This is a genomic window from Gilliamella sp. B2911 (genome assembly GCF_026536965.1).
Classification (GTDB): Bacteria; Pseudomonadota; Gammaproteobacteria; order Enterobacterales; family Orbaceae; genus Gilliamella; species Gilliamella apicola_E.
The window spans coordinates 30,377-50,806 of the sequence record NZ_JAFNNA010000013.1; the positions used below are offsets into that span (position 1 = coordinate 30,377).

Below are 20,430 nucleotides of genomic sequence, written 5' to 3' on the forward strand. Positions count from 1 at the left end.
TGCTAACGGACTTAAAGTTAAAGGAAACGAGAAATGCAACAATTACAAACTATTATTGAGGCAGCATTTGAACGTCGTGCTGAAATTACGCCTTCGAATGTTGATACTGTAACACGTGATGCAATTAATCAATGTATCGCTCTATTAGACAGCGGTAAAATGCGTGTCGCGGAAAAGATTAATGGCGATTGGGTGACTCATCAATGGTTAAAAAAAGCGGTATTGCTCTCTTTCCGTATTAATGAAAATCAACTTATTGATGGTGGCGCAACAAATTATTATGACAAAGTGCCATTAAAATTTGCTGATTATGATGAAGCTCGCTTCCAACAAGAAGGCTTCCGTGTCGTTCCATCAGCAATTGCGCGTAAAGGTGCTTATGTTGCTCGTAATACCGTATTAATGCCATCTTACGTAAATATCGGTGCTTATGTTGATGAAGGCACGATGGTTGATACTTGGGTAACTGTTGGTTCATGTGCACAAATTGGTAAAAATGTTCACTTATCTGGTGGTGTTGGTATTGGTGGTGTGTTAGAACCATTACAAGCAAACCCAACTATTATCGAAGATAACTGTTTCATTGGTGCTCGTAGTGAAATCGTTGAAGGTGTGATTGTTGAAGAAGGCAGTGTGATCTCAATGGGCGTATTTATTGGTCAAAGTACTAAAATTTATGATCGAGCAACTGGTGAAGTTCATTACGGACGTGTTCCAGCTGGTTCGGTTGTGGTATCAGGTAACTTACCAACTAAAGATGGCAAATATAGCCTTTATTGTGCAGTTATTGTGAAAAAAGTCGATGCTAAAACTTTAGGTAAAGTTGGTATCAACGAATTACTTCGTACTATCGATTAATCTTAATAATAATGCCGCCGTAAATATTGTGGCGGCAATTAAAAGAGTTGTTTAAAATAAGTAATATTTATAACGATTAGAAGAGGAAAATTTATGCCTTCTTTTGATATTGTGTCAGAAATTCAAATGCCAGAAGTTAAAAACGGTGTCGACAATGCGACTCGTGAACTGACCACTCGTTGGGACTTCAAAAATGTCGAAGCATCTTTTGAGCTCAATGAAAAAAATGAAACCATCAAAGCAACTAGCCAATCCGATTTCCAAGTTCAACAGCTATTGGATATTTTACGTGATAAGTTGGCTAAACGTGGTATTGATGGCGGAGCGCTAGAAATTCCGGAAGAGCTGGAACATAGCGGAAAATTTTATAGTATTACTGTCAAACTAAAACAAGGTATCGATAAAGAGTTAGCTAAAAAAATAGTTAAGCTGATTAAAGACAGTAAACTTAAAGTGCAAGCTCAAGTACAAGGTGAGCAGGTTCGCGTTACAGGTAAGTCTCGTGATGATTTACAAGCAACCATGGCACTAGTCAAAAATGGTGAATTAGGGCAACCTTTCCAATTTACTAATTTCCGCGATTAATAGATCTTCATTCATGATTATTGCCGACTTGATGATTCCCTTTTAAAGCATTTTTCGGCAATATTTTTTTTATCTATTTCCTTAATAAATCTTAAAAAAAGTTGAGGAACGCACTTTTTGAAGCTTAAATTTTTAAGAATAAATGCTTTTATCTTTATTTTTAGGGATGCTATTTCTAAATAACGAGATTTTTTTAGTTAAATACGTTATGCTATCCGCTTGTCTATCCTCTTAAATTTAAAAATACTTATTATTATGAAAAAATTCGTATTATTTCTCGTTTTTTTTATTTTTTCATCTCCTTTATTTGCTCAAAATCCCAATAGTGAAGAAAAGAAAGCGTTTATTGATGACTTGATGTCAAAGATGACGATTAAAGAGAAAGTAGGGCAACTGCGATTAATCAGTGTGGGTGGCGATCTTACACTAGACAAAGTCCTTGACCAAATTGAAGCGGGTGAAATTGGTGGTATTTTTAATACTGTAGTTGAGCCCGATCTATCACAAATGCAAGAAAGAGCATTAAAATCGCCGAATAAAATCCCTGTTTATTTTGGTTTTGACATTATTCATGGTCATCGTACGGTATTTCCTATTAATTTAGGGATTGCTGCAACTTGGGATCGTGATGCGATAGGTAAAGTTGCTGAAGTATCGTCTGATGAAGCAACTTCTGATGGGCTTAATGTAACTTGGGCGCCAATGGTTGATATTACGCGAGATCCAAGGTGGGGCCGAGTGTCAGAAGGATTTGGTGAAGATCCTTATTTAGCGTCGGAAGCAGGGCGTATTTTTGTCGAAAAAATGCAAAAACAGTCTCTTGAGGATAAAAAATCATTAGTGACAACCGTTAAGCATTTTGCGCTATATGGTGCGGTTGAAGCTGGTCGTGAATATAATAGTACGGATATGAGTGAACGAAAAATGTTCCAAGAATATCTTGTACCATATAAAGCGGCTGTAGATGCAGGCAGCCGAGCGGTTATGGTTGCACTTGTTAGTGTAAACGGTATTCCTGCTACCTCTAATCATTGGTTATTAACCGAGGTACTGCGTGATCAATGGCATTTTGATGGTGTAGTGGTTAGTGATCATGGTGCTATTCGTGAATTAATTAATCACGGTGTGGCAAAAGACGCTAAAGATGCAGTTAGAATTGCGATCCTAGCTGGTATTGATATCAGTATGAATGATGAGTATTTTTTACAGTTTATACCAGAACTAGTTAATGAAGGTGCAATCTCTCAAGAGCAGATTAACCAAGCGTGTCGTCATGTATTAGAACTGAAATATGATATGGGATTATTTAAAAATCCTCATCGAAATTTAGATCCTAATTTTGATATTGAAACCATGTTCGCCAACGATCGTTTACATCGTGCAGAAGCAAGGGATGTTGCGCGTCGTAGTATTGTATTGTTAAAAAATGAAAACAATGTTTTACCGTTGAGCAAAAATAAAAAAATTGCGGTGATTGGACCGTTAGCAGATTCAAAACGCGATATTTTGGGTAGTTGGTCTGGTGCTGGGCGAGCTAATTTAGCCGTAACCCCTTTGGAAGGGATTAAGAATGCTGTTATTAATCCAAAATTAGTTAGCTATGCATGGGGTGCCAATATTTCGGATGATCCAAATCTTTATAAATTCTTAAATTTATATGAAGAGATCACTAAATTTGATAAAAGACCTGCTGATAAAATGATTGCCGAAGCGGTTGCTCAAGCGAAAAGATCAGATGCTGTTGTTTTATTTGTTGGCGAAGCCGAAGGAATGGCGCATGAATCATCAAGTCGAACTGACCTCAATTTGCAAGCAAGCCAAAAACGTTTAATTACAGCATTAAAAGCAACAGGTAAACCACTAATTATTGCATTGATGAATGGGCGCCCACTTACCGTGAAAGAAGAATATGAACAAGCCGATGCGATGCTTGAAACTTGGTTTTTAGGTACTGAAGGTGGTAATGCTGTAGCTGATGTTCTCTTTGGTGATTATAACCCTTCAGGTAAATTACCGATGTCTTTCCCAGATAATGTTGGTCAAATTCCTGTTTATTATGGTCAATTAAATACTGGTCGACCTCATGGCACGGTCAATATGGGTAAATACACCACTTCTTATTTTGATAGTCCAAACGAACCGTTATTTCCATTTGGTTATGGTTTGAGTTATACCAATTTTACGATTGATTTTTCACTATCAAAAACTGAAATGTCGCCAAATGGTGAAATCGAAGTGATAGCCAATGTAGAAAATACTGGTGATAGAGAGGGGACGCAAGTTGTCCAATTATACTTGCAAGATGTGACTGCTTCAGTTAGCCGTCCTGTCAAAGAGTTAGTTGGATTTGAGAAAATAGCACTTAAACCTCACGAAAAAGGCCAAGTAAAATTTGTTATCAAATATGACATGTTAAAATTCTGGAATGACAAAATGCAATATGTTGCAGAACCAGGTAAATTTAATGTGTTTGTAGGCTCAGATTCGACAACCAAACAAAAGCAAACATTCACTTTACTTGATAAATAAACACAAAAACCGTCGGTTTTAATCGACGGTTTAGTTCTTTTATTCAATCTTTCAACCTTTAAGACTAATATATAAGATTATTTACTGGTATCGTTTACGTTTTTAAGGTAAAAAAATACGAGTCAATGACTCGTATTTAATCCATTTATTATTACAATTATCTATTGAGTGCTTTTACTTTCAGAACTAATCCATCAACAGCAATCACTTCAACAGGTTGTCCAACTTCTAGATCTTGGTTACATTTTGCTGACCATGTGCCATCTTTTATTTTTACCCGACCCGAACCATTAATTATAGCCTCGGTAACGATGGTTTTGATTCCGATTAATTCTTGTTGGGGTTGATTGATTTCACTTTTACCAGATTTATCTTTACCATGTTTTTTTAACCACACCCACCAAAGATAAGCCGATACCAAAGTAAAAATAGCAAATAAAATCCATAGAATCGGCCAAGATAAAGGGACAACCCAAGCTATTAAACCAACAACAATGGCTGCAATCCCACTCCAAAGCCCATATCCGGAAGTTCCCAATAGCTCAAGGATCAGTAAAATACCACCTAAAGCAATAAATACCCAGTGAGGATAATCATAAATAACCGTTAAAAAATCAGTCATTGATTGTTACCTAATTTATTAAAATATAATATCTTCCTAATTAGATTAGGAAGAATTGTTTCACTAAAGCAAATTATTTAGAGTTTTTAATTAATTCTGCAATACCGCCAATGCTACCCATTAAGCTAGAAGCATCTAGTGGCATCATCACTACTTTACTGTTATCTGAAGCACCGATTTGTTGTAAAGCTTCAGTATATTTTTGAGCAACGAAGTAGTTGATCGCATTAATGTTACCAGCAGCAATCGCTTCTGAAACCATTTGTGTAGCTTTTGCTTCGGCTTCGGCAGCACGTTCACGCGCTTCTGCTTGTAAAAATGCAGCTTGTTTTTCACCTTCTGCTTTTAATATTTCTGACTGTTTTTCACCTTCAGAGCGTAAAATAGCCGCTTGGCGGATACCTTCTGCTTCAAGGATCTCAGCACGTTTGTTACGTTCAGCTTTCATTTGCGCGTTCATGGCTGCAATAAGTTCTGCTGGTGGGCGAACGTCACGAATTTCGATACGGGTAATTTTAATTCCCCAAGGGCTAGTTGCATCATCAACAATGCTAAGAAGTTTTGAGTTGATGTGATCACGTTGTGATAACATTTCATCAAGTTCCATACTACCAAGTACGGTACGAATGTTTGTCATCATCAGATTAATAACCGCACGCTCAAGTTGATTAACTTGGTAAGCAGCTCTTGCAGCTTCTTGTACTTGAATAAAGCAAACCGCATCAATTTGTACATTCGCATTATCTTTAGAAATAACTTCTTGAGATGGGATATCAAGAACTTGTTCCATCATATTGATTTTGCGACCCACACCATCCATAAATGGGATAATGATGTTTAAGCCAGGCTCAAGCGTATGAGTGTATTTACCAAAACGCTCGATGGTATATTGGTATCCTTGTGGAACAATGGTAATAGCTTTAAAAACGGTTACGATAGCTAATAAAACTATTATCGCAATAAGAATATAAAATATTGGCATATATCAAAATCTCTAAATTTTATTAATGTATTGATTATTCTAATTGGTATTAGGATATTTGACAAACTATTAGTTTTTAACCATTTGAAATCAAAACAACCTAATAGATCATTTGTTAAATACGGCAACGTAGAAAATTATCTTGAAAAGATCAACCTAGCTCCTCGATTTTAATTTCATCATTAAGTTATTGAGCACTGCTTTATTCGCTGGTCTGAAATCATATAGGTTAAAATCGTTCAATCATCAATGTCATTAATTTAAAAAATGAGTCTAAATAAACCTATTTTTTATAAAGGCTAATTTTATTTATTGAATATAAAATATTCGCTTGACAACACACTAATGAACTAGTTTAATAGTACAACATCTTTTTTAAGCAGATATAATAATGATAAATCATCAAAATCCTATAACTCACTATAAAAAAACTACTGTTTTGAGTTGGTGGCGCATCACTTTCTGCGGGTGATGTGATGATGTCCTTTTTTCGCAAGACCCGCTAAATGCGGGTTTTTTAGTTTAAAAAAAAGATAAAAAATAATTTTATATAAAGAGAGTCAACAATGAATAAGCCTACATTAACACAAATAATCAAAACCATTGGTTATTATCAGGATCCGACTCAGGTATTTTATCAACTTTGTGATAATAAACCGGCAACATTGTTGCTTGAATCTGCCGAAATTGATAATAAACAAGGGATTAAAAGCGTAATGATCATTGATAGCGCTTTAACTATTTCGGCCCTAAACAACGAAGTGACTTTTCAAGCTTTAACCAGCAACGGGCAAAAATTATTACCTTTGTTAGAGCAAGCATTTCCTGATAACGTCACTAAAACAAAAATAGATGAACATAATCTTAAGTTAGTGTTTCCACCTATTGATGGTTTGCAAGATGAAGATTCTCGCTTGAAGTCATTATCGATTTTTGATGCATTAAGAACATTATTAAATATCGTTAATATTCCCGAAAAAGCGAGTTCAGATGCCGTTTTTGTTGGTGGATTATTTGCGTATGATTTAGTGACAAATTTTGAACATTTACCAATATTACCAACTGAACAACGTTGCCAAGATTTTCGTTTTTATTTAGCTGAAACTTTATTGGAAATTAATCACAAAGATCGCGTTTCATTATTAAAAGCAACGGCCTTTACTTCTTGTCCTGATGAAGTTACACGCTTAAATCAACGATTAGATGAATTGCAAAATAAACTCAATCAACCAATGAGCACAATTAAAAGGCAATCGTTGGCTGAAATGGATGTCGTTTGTAATAAGAGTGATGATGATTTCAATACCATTGTTAAGAAAATGCAAGATGCGATTCAACAAGGTGAAATTTTCCAAGCTGTTCCATCTAGACGTTTTTCATTACCTTGTCCTCAACCATTATCTGCATATCAAGTCTTAAAAAATAATAATCCAAGCCCTTATATGTTTTATATGCAAGACGAGGATTTTGTTTTATTTGGTGCCTCACCTGAAAGTGCACTCAAATATAATAAAGCCAATAATCAAGTTGAAATTTATCCAATTGCTGGTACTCGCCCACGTGGTTTAAACACTAATGGCGAGATTGATTACGATTTGGATAGTCGATTAGAGTTGGAAATGCGCACCGATAAAAAAGAGTTAGCTGAACATTTAATGTTAGTCGATTTAGCACGAAATGATTTAGCTCGAATTTGTCAGCCAGGGACGCGATATACCAAAGAGTTATTAAAAGTTGATCGTTATTCTTACGTTATGCATTTAGTTTCAAGAATTGTTGGTCAACTACGTCAAGATCTTGATGCACTACATGCTTATCAAGCTACCATGAACATGGGAACATTAACTGGAGCGCCAAAAGTTAGGGCAATGCAGTTAATTGCCGAATCGGAAAAAATAAAACGGGGTAGTTATGGTGGGGCAGTTGGATATTTTACTGCCAATGGTGATCTTGATACTTGTATCGTTATTCGCAGTGCTTATGTGGAAGATGGTGTTGCAACCGTACAAGCTGGATGTGGCGTGGTTTTAGATTCAGAACCACAAGCAGAATCGGATGAATCACGTAACAAAGCACGTGCTGTTGTTCGCGCGATTATGGCAGCACATAATGTAGAAGGTGTATTCTAATGGCTAATATCTTATTTCTTGATAACGTTGATTCGTTTACTTATAACTTAGTCGATCAGTTACGTCACAATCAACATAACGTGACAATTTATCGCAACACAATTCCAGCTGATGTGATCATCGAAAAATTATCACAAATGCAAAATCCTATCCTAATGTTATCACCAGGACCTGGAGCACCGAGTGAAGCAGGTTCAATGCCTGAATTACTTAAACGTTTAAAAGGTAAATTACCGATCATTGGTATCTGTCTTGGACATCAAGCGATTGTTGAATCTTATGGTGGTATGATTGTCCCTGCGGGCGATATTTTACATGGAAAAGCTTCATTAATTGAACATGATGGGCAAGCGATGTTTAAAGACTTACCCAATCCATTACCGGTTGCGCGCTATCACTCATTAAAAGGTGAAAACATACCGAAAACATTAACCGTCAATGCCATGTGTAATAACATCGTTATGGCAGTACGTAATGACCAAGATCGGGTTTGCGGTTTTCAATTTCATCCTGAATCAATTTTAACGATTCAAGGGGTAAAATTATTAGAACAAACCATTGAATGGGCACTGAATCCACCACAAAAACAGCCAGAAGCAAAACAAGAAGCGATTGTTGATAAGCAAGAATACAATATTCAACCGATTTTAAATAAATTGTACTTAGGGCAAGTATTGTCTCAAGAAGAGAGTAAAATACTGTTTAATTTAATTATTCAAGGTAAAATAGAACCAACGGTACTAGCAACCGCTATCATTAGTATGAAAGTTCGGGGTGAAAAACCTGATGAAATTGCCGGAGCAGCTCAGGCCTTACTTGAAAATGCTGATCCATTTGAAGTGCCTGATTATGATTTTACCGACATCGTTGGGACTGGTGGAGATGGAACTAACAGCATCAATATCTCCACAGCCAGTGCTTTTGTTACTGCGGCATTAGGGTATAAAGTTGCTAAGCATGGTAACCGTGGTGTGTCGAGCAAATCAGGATCATCAGATGTTTTATCCGCTTTAGGTATTAAACTAAACATGTCAGCGGAAGCATCTCGAAAAGCGCTTGATGAATTAGGTGTGTGTTTCTTGTTTGCTCAGCAATATCACTCAGGATTCCGCCATGCTGCACCAGTACGTCAGCAACTTAAAACACGAACAATTTTTAATGTTCTTGGGCCGTTGATTAATCCATCACGACCAAAACGTATTTTACTTGGTGTTTATCATCCTGATTTGATAAAACCGATTGCAGAAACATTAAAAATGTTAAACTATACCCATGCTTATGTGGTACATGGCTCAGGGATGGATGAAGTCGCTATTCATGGCGAAACTCAAGTTGCCGAAGTAAAAAATGGCGAAATTCGCTATTTTACTTTAACACCAGAAGATTTTGGTCTACAGCAATATACTTTGAAAGATATTGAAGGTGGAACACCAGAAATGAATCGTGATTTATTGTTAGCGATTTTACAAGGACATGGTAAACCAGCGCATGAAGCAGCTATTGCTGCAAATGTGGCGATGTTAATTAGCCTATTTGGTGAACCAGACTTAAAACAAAATGCTAAGCGTGCAATAGAATTAATGCGTAGCGGTAAAGCTTATGAGCTATTACAAAAGTTAGCAGCAAGATAATGAGTGGAGAATAAGATGGCAATTGCAGCATTAACTGAAAATGTTGAAATGGCAACGGTTTTAAAAAAGATCATTGAAGATAAACAGCTATGGCTTGCCGAGCAACAAATTAAAAATCCACTGGCTAATTTTAAAAATAAAGTTGTACCTAGTGATCGTGATTTTTACCAAGCGTTAAATCAACCGAAAACGGTATTTATTTTAGAATGTAAAAAAGCATCGCCATCCAAGGGATTAATTCGAGATGATTTTGACCCAGCAAGTATAGCCAAAGTTTACAAAGATTATGCTTCGGCAATCTCAGTTTTAACTGACGAAAAATACTTTCAAGGTCGTTTTGAGTTTTTACCAATAGTACGTAATGAAGTCACCCAACCCGTACTTTGCAAAGACTTTATTATCGATGAATATCAAATTTACTTAGCACGTTATTATCAGGCTGATGCCATCTTGTTAATGTTATCGGTAGTCAATGATGATGAATATCGTCACTTAAGCCAAGTTGCTCATCAACTTAATATGGGGGTACTGACGGAAGCGAGTACCGAACAAGAAGTTGAACGAGCTATCAAACTTGGCGCTAAAGTGATTGGTATTAATAACCGTAATTTACGCGATCTGTCGGTTGATCTCAATCGGGTAAAAACTTTATCAAAAACAATCCCTGATGATCGAATCATTATTAGTGAATCAGGTATTTATACGCACAATCAAGTTAAAGATCTTAGCCATTATGCTAACGGTTTTTTAATTGGTAGTGCACTTATGTCTGAGCCAAACTTAACCTTAGCTATCCGTAAAGTAATGCTAGGTGAAAATAAAGTTTGTGGCTTAACCCAACCACAGGATGCAATAACCGTCTACCAAGCTGGTGCGGTTTATGGTGGATTAATTTTTGTGCCTAAATCACCAAGATATATAACACCGACTAAAGCGCGTAGTGTTATCGCATCGGCACCCTTGAATTGGGTTGGTGTTTTTAAAGATAGTGATATAGATGAAGTATGCGAAATAGCTAAACAACTATCACTTTATGCAGTGCAATTGCATGGTCATGAGGATGATAACTATATCAAAACACTTCGCCAAAAATTACCCTCAACCTGTCAGATCTGGAAAGCGTTAAGTATTAGCGATAACATCCCAAATCATGATAACCCACTAGTATCACGTTACATATTTGATAATGGTGCCGGTGGAACAGGTAAAAGTTTTGATTGGTCACTTTTACGTGACAAAGATTTAAGTAATGTCATTTTGGCTGGTGGTATTAATCCGCAAAATGTGAGTGAGGCGCTCACTACCGATGTTATTGGTGTTGACCTTAATTCGGGCGTTGAAGTTTCACCAGGAATTAAAGATAAACAAAAAATCAAATTAGTATTTGAACAAATTTAACTGATTACATTAAAGGAATGGTTATGTCTAAATTAAATCCTTATTTTGGCAAATTTGGTGGTCAATATGTGCCACAAATATTGATGCCTGTGCTTGAACAACTTGAGGATGCTTTTATATCGGCGATACACGATCCAAGTTTTCAAAAAGAATTTAACGATCTTTTGGTTAACTACGCTGGTCGCCCGACAGCATTAACACTGTGTAAAAATCTTACCGCAGGGACCAAAACAAAACTATATCTAAAACGTGAAGATTTAGTTCACGGTGGTGCGCATAAAACTAATCAAGTATTAGGCCAAGCATTACTCGCTAAAAGAATGGGTAAAACTGAAATTATTGCCGAAACTGGCGCAGGTCAGCATGGCGTTGCTTCAGCATTGGCGTGTGCATTATTGGGTTTAAAATGCCGAATATATATGGGGGCTAAAGATGTTAAACGCCAAGCTCCGAACGTATTTAGAATGCGACTCATGGGGGCAACAGTTATTCCGGTTGAAACCGGCTCTGCAACCTTAAAAGATGCTTGTAATGAAGCATTGCGAGATTGGTCTGGTAGTTACGAAACCGCTCACTATATGTTAGGTACCGCTGCTGGACCGCACCCATTCCCAACCATAGTGCGTGAATTCCAACAAATAATTAGCCGTGAAGCGAAACAACAAATTTTGGAAAAAGAGGGTCGATTACCTGATGCTGTCATCGCTTGTGTTGGTGGCGGTTCAAACGCAATTGGGATGTTTGCTAATTTTATTGATGATAAGTCAGTAAAATTAATTGGGGTTGAACCAGGAGGCCATGGCATCGAAAGTGGCGAACATGGTGCATCACTTAAACATGGTAAACTCGGTATTTACTTCGGTATGAAAGCCCCAATGATGCAAACCGAAGAAGGCCAAATTGAAGAGTCTTATTCGATTTCTGCAGGCCTTGATTTTCCAGCTGTTGGACCGCAACACGCTTATTTAGATAGTATTGGTCGGGCAGATTATGTCTCTATCACTGATGATGAAGCGCTTGAAGCGTTTCAGGCCTTATCACGCAATGAAGGAATTATTCCGGCTTTAGAGTCATCTCATGCCTTAGCCTATGCACTTAAGATGATTAAAGAAAATCCAAACAAAGAGCAACTATTAATTGTCAATTTATCAGGTCGTGGCGATAAAGATATTTTTACGGTTTACGATGTATTAAAAGCAAAAGGAGAAATAGAATGAGCCGTTATCAAAAACTGTTTGACCGATTAACAGTCGAAAAACGAGGTGCATTTGTTCCTTTTGTTCCAGTTGGTGATCCTAATCCACAGCTTTCCTATCAAATTATTCAAACAATGATTGATGCAGGGGCTGATGCGTTAGAACTAGGCATTCCTTTTTCTGACCCAATGGCAGATGGTCCAACTATACAAAATGCTAATATTCGTGCTTTTAATGGTGGCATAACCGTTGCCAAATGCTTCGAAATCTTAACCAAAATCCGCGAAAACAATCCTGATATTCCAGTTGGATTATTAATCTATGCCAATTTAGTATTTAAAAATGGTATTGATAACTTCTATGCGAAGTGTGCTAAAGCAGGGGTGGATTCAGTATTAATTGCTGATTTACCTGTAGAGTATGCCGAAGAGTTTACGGGTGCTGCTGAAAAACATAGCATCGCACCAATATTTATCTGTCCACCTAATGCGGACGATGAAGTGATTGAAAATATTGCTAAACGAGGCAAAGGTTATACTTACTTAGTATCACGAGCAGGAGTAACCGGTACAGAAAACCGTGCTAATAAACCACTCACTCATTTACTCGAAAAACTAACTGAATTTAAAGCACCACCAGCAATTCAAGGTTTTGGTATTTCAGAACCCGCTCAAGTTAGTGAAGCAATTAAATCGGGTGCAGCGGGAGCTATTGCTGGATCGGCAACGGTTAAAATCATTGAAAACAATCTTAATAATCCAGACAAAATGCTGAGTGAATTAACAACTTTCGTTAAAACCATGAAAGCAGCAACGCAAAAGTAACATCAACCAATGATTAATCCGCTGAATATTAGGCGGATTAATTCACTTGAAAAACGAATAATTATACATATATAAAACACAACTATAGATTAATCATAATTGTTCACCATTTAAAAATCATAGCCCCTTAGTTTCAATAACTTTAGGCTTTTTGTGAATTCTGATATGATTTTGGGTTGCAATTTTTACAAAATACAGTATAATCTTCAGCCATCTATCGCGGGGTGGAGCAGCTTGGTAGCTCGTCGGGCTCATAACCCGAAGGTCGTTGGTTCAAATCCAGCCCCCGCAACCACTTAAATTTTCATTCATATTAATCTATCCTATTTTTATTGTCTGAAAGTTCGAATCAAGTGGCTTCATTATATTATGTTTTATATGTAGCCTCGCTTGTCGGGGTTTTTTTATATGATTTAAACGTTAGTTTAAAAGGAATGTTGGGCTTTATGCCCTTTTTTATTTTCTGCAGTGGAGGTTTGTTTGGCTAATTTAGAACAGCAATTGACCGAAATCATCCAAGAGCCTGTTAATGCACTTGGCTTTGAGCTAGTTGGGGTTGAATACATTCGTGGTCGTTACCCAGTTTTGCGCGTATATATTGATAGTGAAAATGGTATTACCGTTGATGATTGTGCTGATGTTAGTCGACAAATTAGTGCGGTACTTGATGTAGAAGACCCAATTAAAGATGCTTACAATCTCGAGGTCTCCTCACCAGGTATGGATCGACCTTTGTTTACGCTTGAACATTACCAACGTTTTATTGGTGAAGAAGTCACAATAAGTTTGCGTATTCCTGTTGCCAATCGCCGCAAGTGGAAAGGAAAGATTAAATCCATTGATAATGAAATGATTACATTAATCGTGGATGAAAATGATGAAGTGTTTGCTTTTAGTAATATACAAAAGGCGAATATTGTACCTAATTTTAACCTTAAATAGAGTACGGGTGTAAAGGATGAATAAAGAAATTTTAGCTGTTGTTGAAGCGGTATCTAATGAAAAGGCACTTACACGTGACAAAATTTTCGAAGCGCTAGAAACCGCGTTAGCAACGGCCACTAAAAAGAAACATACTGTTGATATAGATGTTGTCGTAAAAATTGACCACAAAACGGGTGATTATGATACGTTCCGCCGTTGGTTAGTGGTTAATGAAGTGACTCAACCTACTAAAGAAATCACATTGGAAGCAGCTCAATTTGAAGATCCTAATGTAAAAGTAGGTGACTATGTTGAAGAACAAATTGAATCAGTCGCATTCGACCGCATTACAACACAAACAGCTAAACAAGTCATCGTTCAAAAAGTACGCGAAGCTGAGCGTGCTATGGTTATTGACATGTTTAGAAACCGAATTGGTGATATCGTAACGGGTATTGTTAAAAAGACCAACCGTGATAGTGTTATCCTTGATTTAGGTAATAACGCTGATGCAATGATGTCTCGCCATGATATGTTACCACGTGAAAACTTCCGAATTGGTGACCGTGTTCGAGGTATTTTATATCTTGTAGAACAAGATAATAAACCAGCACAACTCTGTGTTAGTCGTTCAAATCCTGAAATGATGGAAGAACTATTCCGTATAGAAGTACCTGAAATTGGCGAAGAGATGATCGACATCAAAGGTGTTGCTCGTGATCCAGGTTCTCGCGCTAAAATTGCTGTTAGCAGTAATGACCGCCGTATTGACCCTGTTGGTGCATGTGTCGGTATGCGAGGTGCTCGCGTTCAAGCTGTTTCGAATGAATTTGGTGGTGAACGTATTGATATTGTTTTATGGGATGATAACCCAGCTCAATATGTTATTAATGCTATGGCACCAGCCGATGTAGTATCTATCGTAGTTGATGAAGACAAACACACTATGGATGTTGCCGTTAATGCCGATACCTTACCGCAAGCTATCGGCCGTAATGGACAAAATATCCGTTTAGCATCACAACTTACTGGTTGGACGTTAAACGTCATGAGTACTGAAGATCTTCAAGAAAAACACCAAGCAGAATCTTTCGCAGCAATCAATAACCTAATGAAACATTTAGATATTGAAGAAGATCTTGCACAACTTTTAGTTGAAGAAGGATTTACTTCACTTGAAGAGCTTGCTTATGTACCAGTAGATGAGTTACTTGAAATTGAAGAACTTGATGAAGAACTGGTTGATGCATTAAGAAATCGAGCAAAAGATGCCTTAACGACTATCGCACTTGCTCACAGTGGTGATAAACGACCTGCACAAGATCTATTAGATCTACCAGGTATGACACAAGAATTAGCCTATCAATTAGCACAACAAGATATTGTGACTCTAGAAGATTTAGCTGAACAAGGTACAGATGATCTTACAGACATTGAAGGTTTAACAAGCAAACAAGCTGGCGATTTTATTATGGCTGCCCGTAATATTTGTTGGTTTGCAAATGAATAATTGAGGGAAAGTTATACATGACCAAAGTATCAATCGAAACACTGGCTCAAGAAATAAATACACCAGTGCAAACACTTTTGCAACAGTTTGCTGATGCCGGAATGAAAAAGACTGCATCAGATACTGTTACTCAAAAGGAAAAAGAAGCTTTGCTTGCGCATTTAAAACCTCAGCAAGGCCCAACAAAATTAACTTTACAACGTAAAACACATTCAACACTAAATGTGTCAAGCGGTGGTGGCAAAAGTAAAGAAATCAAAGTTGAAGTTCGTAAAAAACGCACTATCGTGAAACAAGATCCTGCTGAATTAGAGAAAGCGCGTCTTGAAGCGGAACAAAAAGCGAAACAAGAAGCTGAATTGAAAGCACGTAAAGAGGCTGAAGAAAAAGCTAAACAAGAGGCTCAAGAGCAGAAGAAACGCGAAGAAGCCGAAGCTAAAAAACGCAATCAAGAAGAAAAAGCGAAAGTTGCTCAAGAACAAGCAGCTGATCCAAAAGTGAAAAAAGCGCAAGAAGAAAAAGCTCGCTTAGAAGCCGAAGCAAACGAAATCAAGCGTAAAGCGGAAGAAGAAAACCGTCGTAAACTTGAAGAAGAAGCCAAACGTATGGCGGAAGAAGCGCGCAAACTTGCTGAACAATATAACGATAGTGATGAAACAGATAACAGTGATGATGATGATTATCATGTCACTACATCTAAATATGCTCGTGCAGCTGAAGATGATACCGACCGTGAAGTTGAAGGTGGTCGTGGTCGTGGACGCGGTAGTAAACAGACTAAACAGAAAAAATCGAGCAAATTATCAGAAGGTAAAGCAGAACGTGAAGAAGCGCGTGCTGTAACGCGTAGTAGCCACAAGAAGAAAGGCAAAAGTACTTTACAACAAAGCTTTACTAAACCAGTACAAGCAATTAACCGTGATGTGGTTATTGGTGAAACCATCACTGTTGCCGAACTTGCTAACAAAATGGCAGTAAAAGGTTCAGAAGTGATCAAAACCATGATGAAAATGGGTGCAATGGCAACCATCAATCAGGTTATCGACCAAGAAACCGCTCAACTTGTTGCTGAAGAAATGGGACACAAAGTGGTACTTCGTCGTGAAAACGAACTTGAAGAATCACTAATGAGCGACCGTGATACTGGTGCAGAAAAAGTTTCTCGCGCACCTGTTGTGACTATCATGGGCCATGTTGACCATGGTAAAACCTCACTACTTGACTATATTCGTAAAGCAAAAGTTGCTTCAGGCGAAGCTGGTGGTATTACTCAGCACATCGGTGCTTACCATGTTAAAACCTCAAGCGGAGAAATCACATTCTTAGATACTCCAGGCCATGCTGCATTTACATCAATGCGTGCTCGTGGTGCTAAAGCAACCGACATCGTGGTATTAGTTGTTGCCGCTGATGATGGTGTGATGCCACAAACTATTGAGGCGATTCAACATGCGAAAGCGGCAAATGTACCAATTGTTGTTGCAGTAAACAAAATTGATAAGCCAGAAGCCGATCCGGAACGTGTCAAAGGTGAACTTGCTCAATATGGCGTGATGTCAGAAGATTGGGGCGGTGATACTCAGTTCGTTCATGTTTCAGCAAAAGCTGGTACGGGAATTGACCAACTACTTGAAGCGATTTTATTACAAGCAGAAGTACTTGAACTTACTGCTTATGAATCAGGTATGGCTAGCGGTGTCGTTATCGAATCATTCCTTGATAAAGGTCGTGGTTCTGTTGCTACAGTACTTGTTCAATCAGGTACCTTACGTAAAGGTGATATCGTATTATGTGGATTTGAATATGGTCGTATTCGTGCAATGCGCAACGAATTAGGTAAAGAAGTTACCGAAGCGGGCCCATCAATTCCGGTTGAGATTTTAGGTCTTTCAGGTGTACCGTCAGCAGGTGATGAAGCAACAGTTGTACGTGATGAAAAGAAAGCACGTGAAGTTGCCTTATATCGTCAAGGTAAATTCCGTGATGTTAAACTTGCACGTCAACAAAAAGCGAAACTTGAAAACATGTTTACTAACATGACTGAAGGTGACGTATCTGAACTTAATATCGTCCTTAAAGCTGACGTACAAGGTTCGGTTGAAGCAATTTCTGATTCATTACTAAAACTATCAACAGATGAAGTTAAAGTTAAAATCATTGGTTCAGGCGTAGGTGGTATCACCGAAACTGATGCATCACTTGCAGCAGCATCTAATGCTATTATCCTTGGTTTTAATGTTCGTGCCGATGCTTCAGCGCGTAAAGTTGTTGAAGCTGAAAACTTAGATTTACGTTACTATTCAGTTATTTATGACTTAATTGATGAAGTTAAACAAGCCATGAGCGGTATGCTTGCTCCAGAATACAAGCAAGAGATTATTGGTCTTGCTGAAGTGCGTGATGTATTTAAATCACCTAAATTTGGTGCAATCGCTGGTTGTATGGTAACTGAAGGCGTAGTTAAACGTCATAACCCAATTCGTGTATTACGTGATAACGTGGTTATCTATGAAGGCGAACTTGAATCATTACGTCGCTTCAAAGATGACGTTAACGAAGTTCGTAACGGCATGGAGTGTGGTATTGGTGTTCGTAACTACAATGATGTTCGCGTTGGCGATACTATCGAAGTCTTTGAAACTGTCGAAATCCAGCGTACTATTTAGTTAATACGCTAAATAAGCAAGGTTTTTATAAACCTTGCTTATTCACATTTTAAGGAAAATAGATATGGCAAAAGCATTTAATCGATCGTCTCGGGTCGGACACGAATTACAAAAAGAGATTGCGATTATTTTACAGCGTGAAATCAAAGATCCACGTTTAGGCATGGTAACGGTTTCGGGTGTAGATATTTCACGTGATCTCTCTTATGCAAAAGTGTTTGTAACGTTTTTAAACGATGATGATCCACAAGTTATCGAGCAAGGATTGACTGTCTTAAATGATGCTAAAGGGTATATTCGAACACTCATTGGTAAAGCAATGCGTTTACGAATTATTCCTGAAATTAAATTCTTTTATGATGAATCACTTGTTAAAGGTATGCAGATGTCTAGTCTAGTATCTGATGTTATTAAACAAGATAACGAACGTCATAAAGATTAATAAAAAAATTGCTCAATATTGTAAAAAATATTGAGGAGTGTGATCCGTTTCAAATAAAATATCGATGATGAATATAAAAAAAACTCGCCGTGATGTTCACGGCGTTTTGTTATTAGACAAACCACAAGGCATGACATCAAATGATGCCTTACAAAAAGTGAAAAGATTATTCAACGCAAAAAAAGCAGGGCATACTGGCGCGCTAGATCCATTAGCCACTGGAATGTTACCTATCTGTTTTGGTGAAGCGACGAAATTTTCACAATACTTGTTAGATTCTGACAAACGCTATCGCGTGATCGCCAAATTGGGTGAGCGTACTGACACGTCTGATGCGGATGGTCAAATAATTTCAACTAGATCGGTTAATATCACTCAATCACAAATCGACGAAGCATTAACTCATTTTCGCGGTGATATTTTACAAGTTCCAACCATGTTTTCGGCTTTAAAATATCAAGGCAAACCACTTTATGAATATGCTCGCCAAGGTATTGTTATAGAGCGAGAAGCTAGGCCCATTACAATTTATGAAAACCAGTTTATCCAATACGATTCAACTAAGCACGAATTAACCTTAGAAATCCATTGTTCAAAAGGGACTTATATTCGTACCATTATTGATGATTTAGGTGAATTACTTGGCTGTGGTGCACATGTAATTTATTTAAGACGTCTACAAGTATCAAATTATCCTATCGATAACATGATAACCCTAGATGAATTGCAAAATGAACCATTGCTTATGCCAGTCGATAGCCCACTACAAGACCGCCCTAAAGTGGTATTAAGTGAAAGCCAAGGTAAAGACATTTTATTAGGTAGAACTGTAATTGTTGAAAATAGTGTAAGCGTTGAAACATTAGTCAGAATTTATCAAGGCCAACAATTTATTGGTGCAGGAACTCAAATCCTTAATAAATTGTCACCTAAAAGATTAATTTCAACATCCTAATTAAAACGTTAATCCATTTAAAATATTAGCAATTAGTAAAAAACATTTCGGTATCAATAGTATGGCATTGTGATAATGATGTCATATTATGTTCAAGAAGATCACATAACAATTGTGCTGATTTACATCCCATTTTGTATAAAGGCTTATTGACTCTACTCAATTGATCTAATTCATTATATTGAAGATCATTGGTATGGCTAATATAAGTAATTGCAAGCGGATGTAGTAATTGTGATTGGCTCTTTTTGACTTGGTGTAATGCGCCAAAAAGTGAACGATAATTCGATAAATAATTTTGCGTATGATAGCAATCATAACAAGAGAGACTACTCAAATCCTCAAAAATAACGGCTGTCGGCGGCTTATTGCTTTGAAGTAGTGTCTTAATGGCATCTCGCCCATGTTCATACGTAAGGCAACCTTGAATGACATAATCACTATCGATCGGCATATTGATTCGTTGAAAAGCCTGTTGATAGCCTTGCAAGAAAAATGAGGAGTTAGTATTTTTATCGCTATTAATAAAAATTGCGATCTTATTATGCCCCTGCTCAATTAAATGCTGAGTGGTTTGATATCCAATTGTCAGATGATCGAAATGAACACAGGTAAAATTCTTCTTAAAATGATTAACAAATACAATGGGTGGTAATGAATTTTTATAACTATATAGCTGGGTAAGGTAGGGAGCTTGATTTATAATGATAATGCCAATAAAACAATTTTGCTTAATATATTGAATTAAATAATAGAGATCATTTTTAACCTTATAAGGAAATTGTAAATAAAACAGTTGAAACCCAGCTTCATGTAAAACTTGCTCAATACCAAAATTGATTAAGCTTTTAGAGATAAGCTGATTATCAACAACTAAAATTTTATTGCTTTCATGAACGGGTTGATAATCTTTTAAATTTTTTGATAGATCAACATTTAAAGCCTTCATCGCCTGATAAACAAGAAATTGAGTTTGTGGAGATGTTAGGTTGGGTGTTCTTAATACTCTTGATACAGATGCGATTGAAACCTTTGCCTCTTTCGCTATCATTGATAATGAGATCTTCGCCATAATTATAAATTTAGTTAAATATAAAATTACTTTAACGAGGATTATTAAAATTGTAATCAACTAAAATTCAATTTTTCGAGCAAGATTCCAAAATTTAGAAAATATCT

General features: G+C 37.1%; 16 protein-coding genes and 1 tRNA gene. 14 read left to right on the forward strand and 3 right to left on the reverse strand.

Going from position 1 to position 20,430, the window contains the following annotated elements:
• Window positions 1-33: 33 nt before the first annotated feature.
• The 3 genes from dapD to bglX all read left to right on the forward strand — a co-directional run bounded on the left by dapD (window position 34) and on the right by bglX (window position 3,972).
• Window positions 34-858, forward strand: coding sequence for a 2,3,4,5-tetrahydropyridine-2,6-dicarboxylate N-succinyltransferase (gene dapD / locus J3U27_RS10090; protein WP_065563367.1), 825 nt, complete (start codon window positions 34-36; stop codon window positions 856-858).
• A gap of 93 nt (window positions 859-951) precedes the next feature.
• A complete protein-coding gene (locus J3U27_RS10095) occupies window positions 952-1,443 on the forward strand; it encodes a YajQ family cyclic di-GMP-binding protein (protein ID WP_065563368.1) in 492 nt (163 codons plus the stop codon).
• 255 nt (window positions 1,444-1,698) lie between these two features.
• Window positions 1,699-3,972, forward strand: a complete 2,274-nt coding sequence (gene bglX / locus J3U27_RS10100) for a beta-glucosidase BglX (RefSeq protein ID WP_267331738.1) — start codon at window positions 1,699-1,701, stop codon at window positions 3,970-3,972.
• A 157-nt stretch (window positions 3,973-4,129) separates the two neighbouring features.
• Here the strand turns inward: bglX and J3U27_RS10105 are convergent, their stop codons facing one another.
• A complete protein-coding gene (locus J3U27_RS10105; RefSeq protein ID WP_065563370.1) occupies window positions 4,130-4,594 on the reverse strand; it encodes an NfeD family protein in 465 nt (154 codons plus the stop codon).
• Between the two features lie 73 nt (window positions 4,595-4,667).
• Window positions 4,668-5,576: an SPFH domain-containing protein gene (locus J3U27_RS10110; RefSeq protein ID WP_065563371.1), complete on the reverse strand. Its 909-nt coding sequence runs from the start codon at window positions 5,574-5,576 to the stop codon at window positions 4,668-4,670.
• A gap of 566 nt (window positions 5,577-6,142) precedes the next feature.
• Here J3U27_RS10110 and J3U27_RS10115 point away from each other — a divergent pair.
• The 11 genes from J3U27_RS10115 (at window position 6,143) to truB (ending at window position 19,251) form a co-directional block, all read left to right on the forward strand.
• The gene (locus tag J3U27_RS10115; RefSeq protein ID WP_267331032.1) at window positions 6,143-7,705 is read left to right on the forward strand and encodes an anthranilate synthase component 1; all 1,563 of its coding nucleotides are present in this window, start codon (window positions 6,143-6,145) and stop codon (window positions 7,703-7,705) included.
• Window positions 7,705-9,336, forward strand: coding sequence for a bifunctional anthranilate synthase glutamate amidotransferase component TrpG/anthranilate phosphoribosyltransferase TrpD (gene trpD, locus J3U27_RS10120; RefSeq protein ID WP_065563373.1), 1,632 nt, complete (start codon window positions 7,705-7,707; stop codon window positions 9,334-9,336). Before J3U27_RS10115 ends, trpD begins: the two co-directional genes overlap by 1 nt.
• Window positions 9,337-9,351: 15 nt before the next feature.
• Window positions 9,352-10,734: a bifunctional indole-3-glycerol-phosphate synthase TrpC/phosphoribosylanthranilate isomerase TrpF gene (gene trpCF, locus J3U27_RS10125; RefSeq protein WP_065563374.1), complete on the forward strand. Its 1,383-nt coding sequence runs from the start codon at window positions 9,352-9,354 to the stop codon at window positions 10,732-10,734.
• Between the two features lie 23 nt (window positions 10,735-10,757).
• Entirely contained in the window at window positions 10,758-11,951 is a 1,194-nt protein-coding gene (gene trpB / locus J3U27_RS10130; RefSeq protein WP_065563375.1) for a tryptophan synthase subunit beta, read from the forward strand.
• Entirely contained in the window at window positions 11,948-12,754 is an 807-nt protein-coding gene (trpA, locus tag J3U27_RS10135) for a tryptophan synthase subunit alpha (protein ID WP_267377392.1), read from the forward strand. The genes trpB and trpA overlap by 4 nt, the downstream gene beginning before the upstream one ends.
• 218 nt (window positions 12,755-12,972) lie before the next feature.
• Window positions 12,973-13,049 (forward strand) — tRNA-Met (locus J3U27_RS10140).
• Window positions 13,050-13,234: 185 nt separating this feature from the next.
• Window positions 13,235-13,696 (forward strand): ribosome maturation factor RimP, encoded by a 462-nt coding sequence (gene rimP / locus J3U27_RS10145; RefSeq protein WP_065563377.1) that lies wholly within the window; start codon window positions 13,235-13,237, stop codon window positions 13,694-13,696.
• 16 nt (window positions 13,697-13,712) lie between these two features.
• Entirely contained in the window at window positions 13,713-15,188 is a 1,476-nt protein-coding gene (gene nusA / locus J3U27_RS10150) for a transcription termination factor NusA (RefSeq protein ID WP_065563378.1), read from the forward strand.
• 17 nt (window positions 15,189-15,205) lie between these two features.
• Window positions 15,206-17,854 (forward strand): translation initiation factor IF-2, encoded by a 2,649-nt coding sequence (gene infB, locus J3U27_RS10155; RefSeq protein ID WP_267331030.1) that lies wholly within the window; start codon window positions 15,206-15,208, stop codon window positions 17,852-17,854.
• Between the two features lie 64 nt (window positions 17,855-17,918).
• Window positions 17,919-18,296: a 30S ribosome-binding factor RbfA gene (gene rbfA, locus J3U27_RS10160; protein ID WP_065559531.1), complete on the forward strand. Its 378-nt coding sequence runs from the start codon at window positions 17,919-17,921 to the stop codon at window positions 18,294-18,296.
• A 64-nt stretch (window positions 18,297-18,360) separates the two neighbouring features.
• Window positions 18,361-19,251, forward strand: a complete 891-nt coding sequence (truB, locus tag J3U27_RS10165) for a tRNA pseudouridine(55) synthase TruB (RefSeq protein ID WP_267377393.1) — start codon at window positions 18,361-18,363, stop codon at window positions 19,249-19,251.
• A 25-nt stretch (window positions 19,252-19,276) separates the two neighbouring features.
• Here the strand turns inward: truB and J3U27_RS10170 are convergent, their stop codons facing one another.
• Window positions 19,277-20,323 carry a LacI family DNA-binding transcriptional regulator gene (locus J3U27_RS10170; protein ID WP_081299551.1) on the reverse strand — a complete coding sequence of 349 codons (1,047 nt, stop codon included), beginning with the start codon at window positions 20,321-20,323 and terminating at the stop codon, window positions 19,277-19,279.
• Window positions 20,324-20,430 lie beyond the last annotated feature (107 nt).

Bases quoted from the DNA above. Each gene is read 5' to 3' on its own strand.
- trpB (WP_065563375.1), top strand. From the start codon at position 10,758: ATGTCTAAATTAAATCCTTATTTTGGCAAATTTGGTGGTCAATATGTG.
- trpD (WP_065563373.1), top strand. From the start codon at position 7,705: ATGGCTAATATCTTATTTCTTGATAACGTTGATTCGTTTACTTATAAC.
- truB (WP_267377393.1), top strand. From the start codon at position 18,361: ATGATGAATATAAAAAAAACTCGCCGTGATGTTCACGGCGTTTTGTTA.
- J3U27_RS10105 (WP_065563370.1), bottom strand. From the start codon at position 4,594: ATGACTGATTTTTTAACGGTTATTTATGATTATCCTCACTGGGTATTT.
- J3U27_RS10115 (WP_267331032.1), top strand. From the start codon at position 6,143: ATGAATAAGCCTACATTAACACAAATAATCAAAACCATTGGTTATTAT.
- infB (WP_267331030.1), top strand. From the start codon at position 15,206: ATGACCAAAGTATCAATCGAAACACTGGCTCAAGAAATAAATACACCA.
- nusA (WP_065563378.1), top strand. From the start codon at position 13,713: ATGAATAAAGAAATTTTAGCTGTTGTTGAAGCGGTATCTAATGAAAAG.
- rbfA (WP_065559531.1), top strand. From the start codon at position 17,919: ATGGCAAAAGCATTTAATCGATCGTCTCGGGTCGGACACGAATTACAA.
- trpCF (WP_065563374.1), top strand. From the start codon at position 9,352: ATGGCAATTGCAGCATTAACTGAAAATGTTGAAATGGCAACGGTTTTA.
- trpA (WP_267377392.1), top strand. From the start codon at position 11,948: ATGAGCCGTTATCAAAAACTGTTTGACCGATTAACAGTCGAAAAACGA.
- J3U27_RS10110 (WP_065563371.1), bottom strand. From the start codon at position 5,576: ATGCCAATATTTTATATTCTTATTGCGATAATAGTTTTATTAGCTATC.
- J3U27_RS10170 (WP_081299551.1), bottom strand. From the start codon at position 20,323: ATGGCGAAGATCTCATTATCAATGATAGCGAAAGAGGCAAAGGTTTCA.
- dapD (WP_065563367.1), top strand. From the start codon at position 34: ATGCAACAATTACAAACTATTATTGAGGCAGCATTTGAACGTCGTGCT.
- bglX (WP_267331738.1), top strand. From the start codon at position 1,699: ATGAAAAAATTCGTATTATTTCTCGTTTTTTTTATTTTTTCATCTCCT.
- J3U27_RS10095 (WP_065563368.1), top strand. From the start codon at position 952: ATGCCTTCTTTTGATATTGTGTCAGAAATTCAAATGCCAGAAGTTAAA.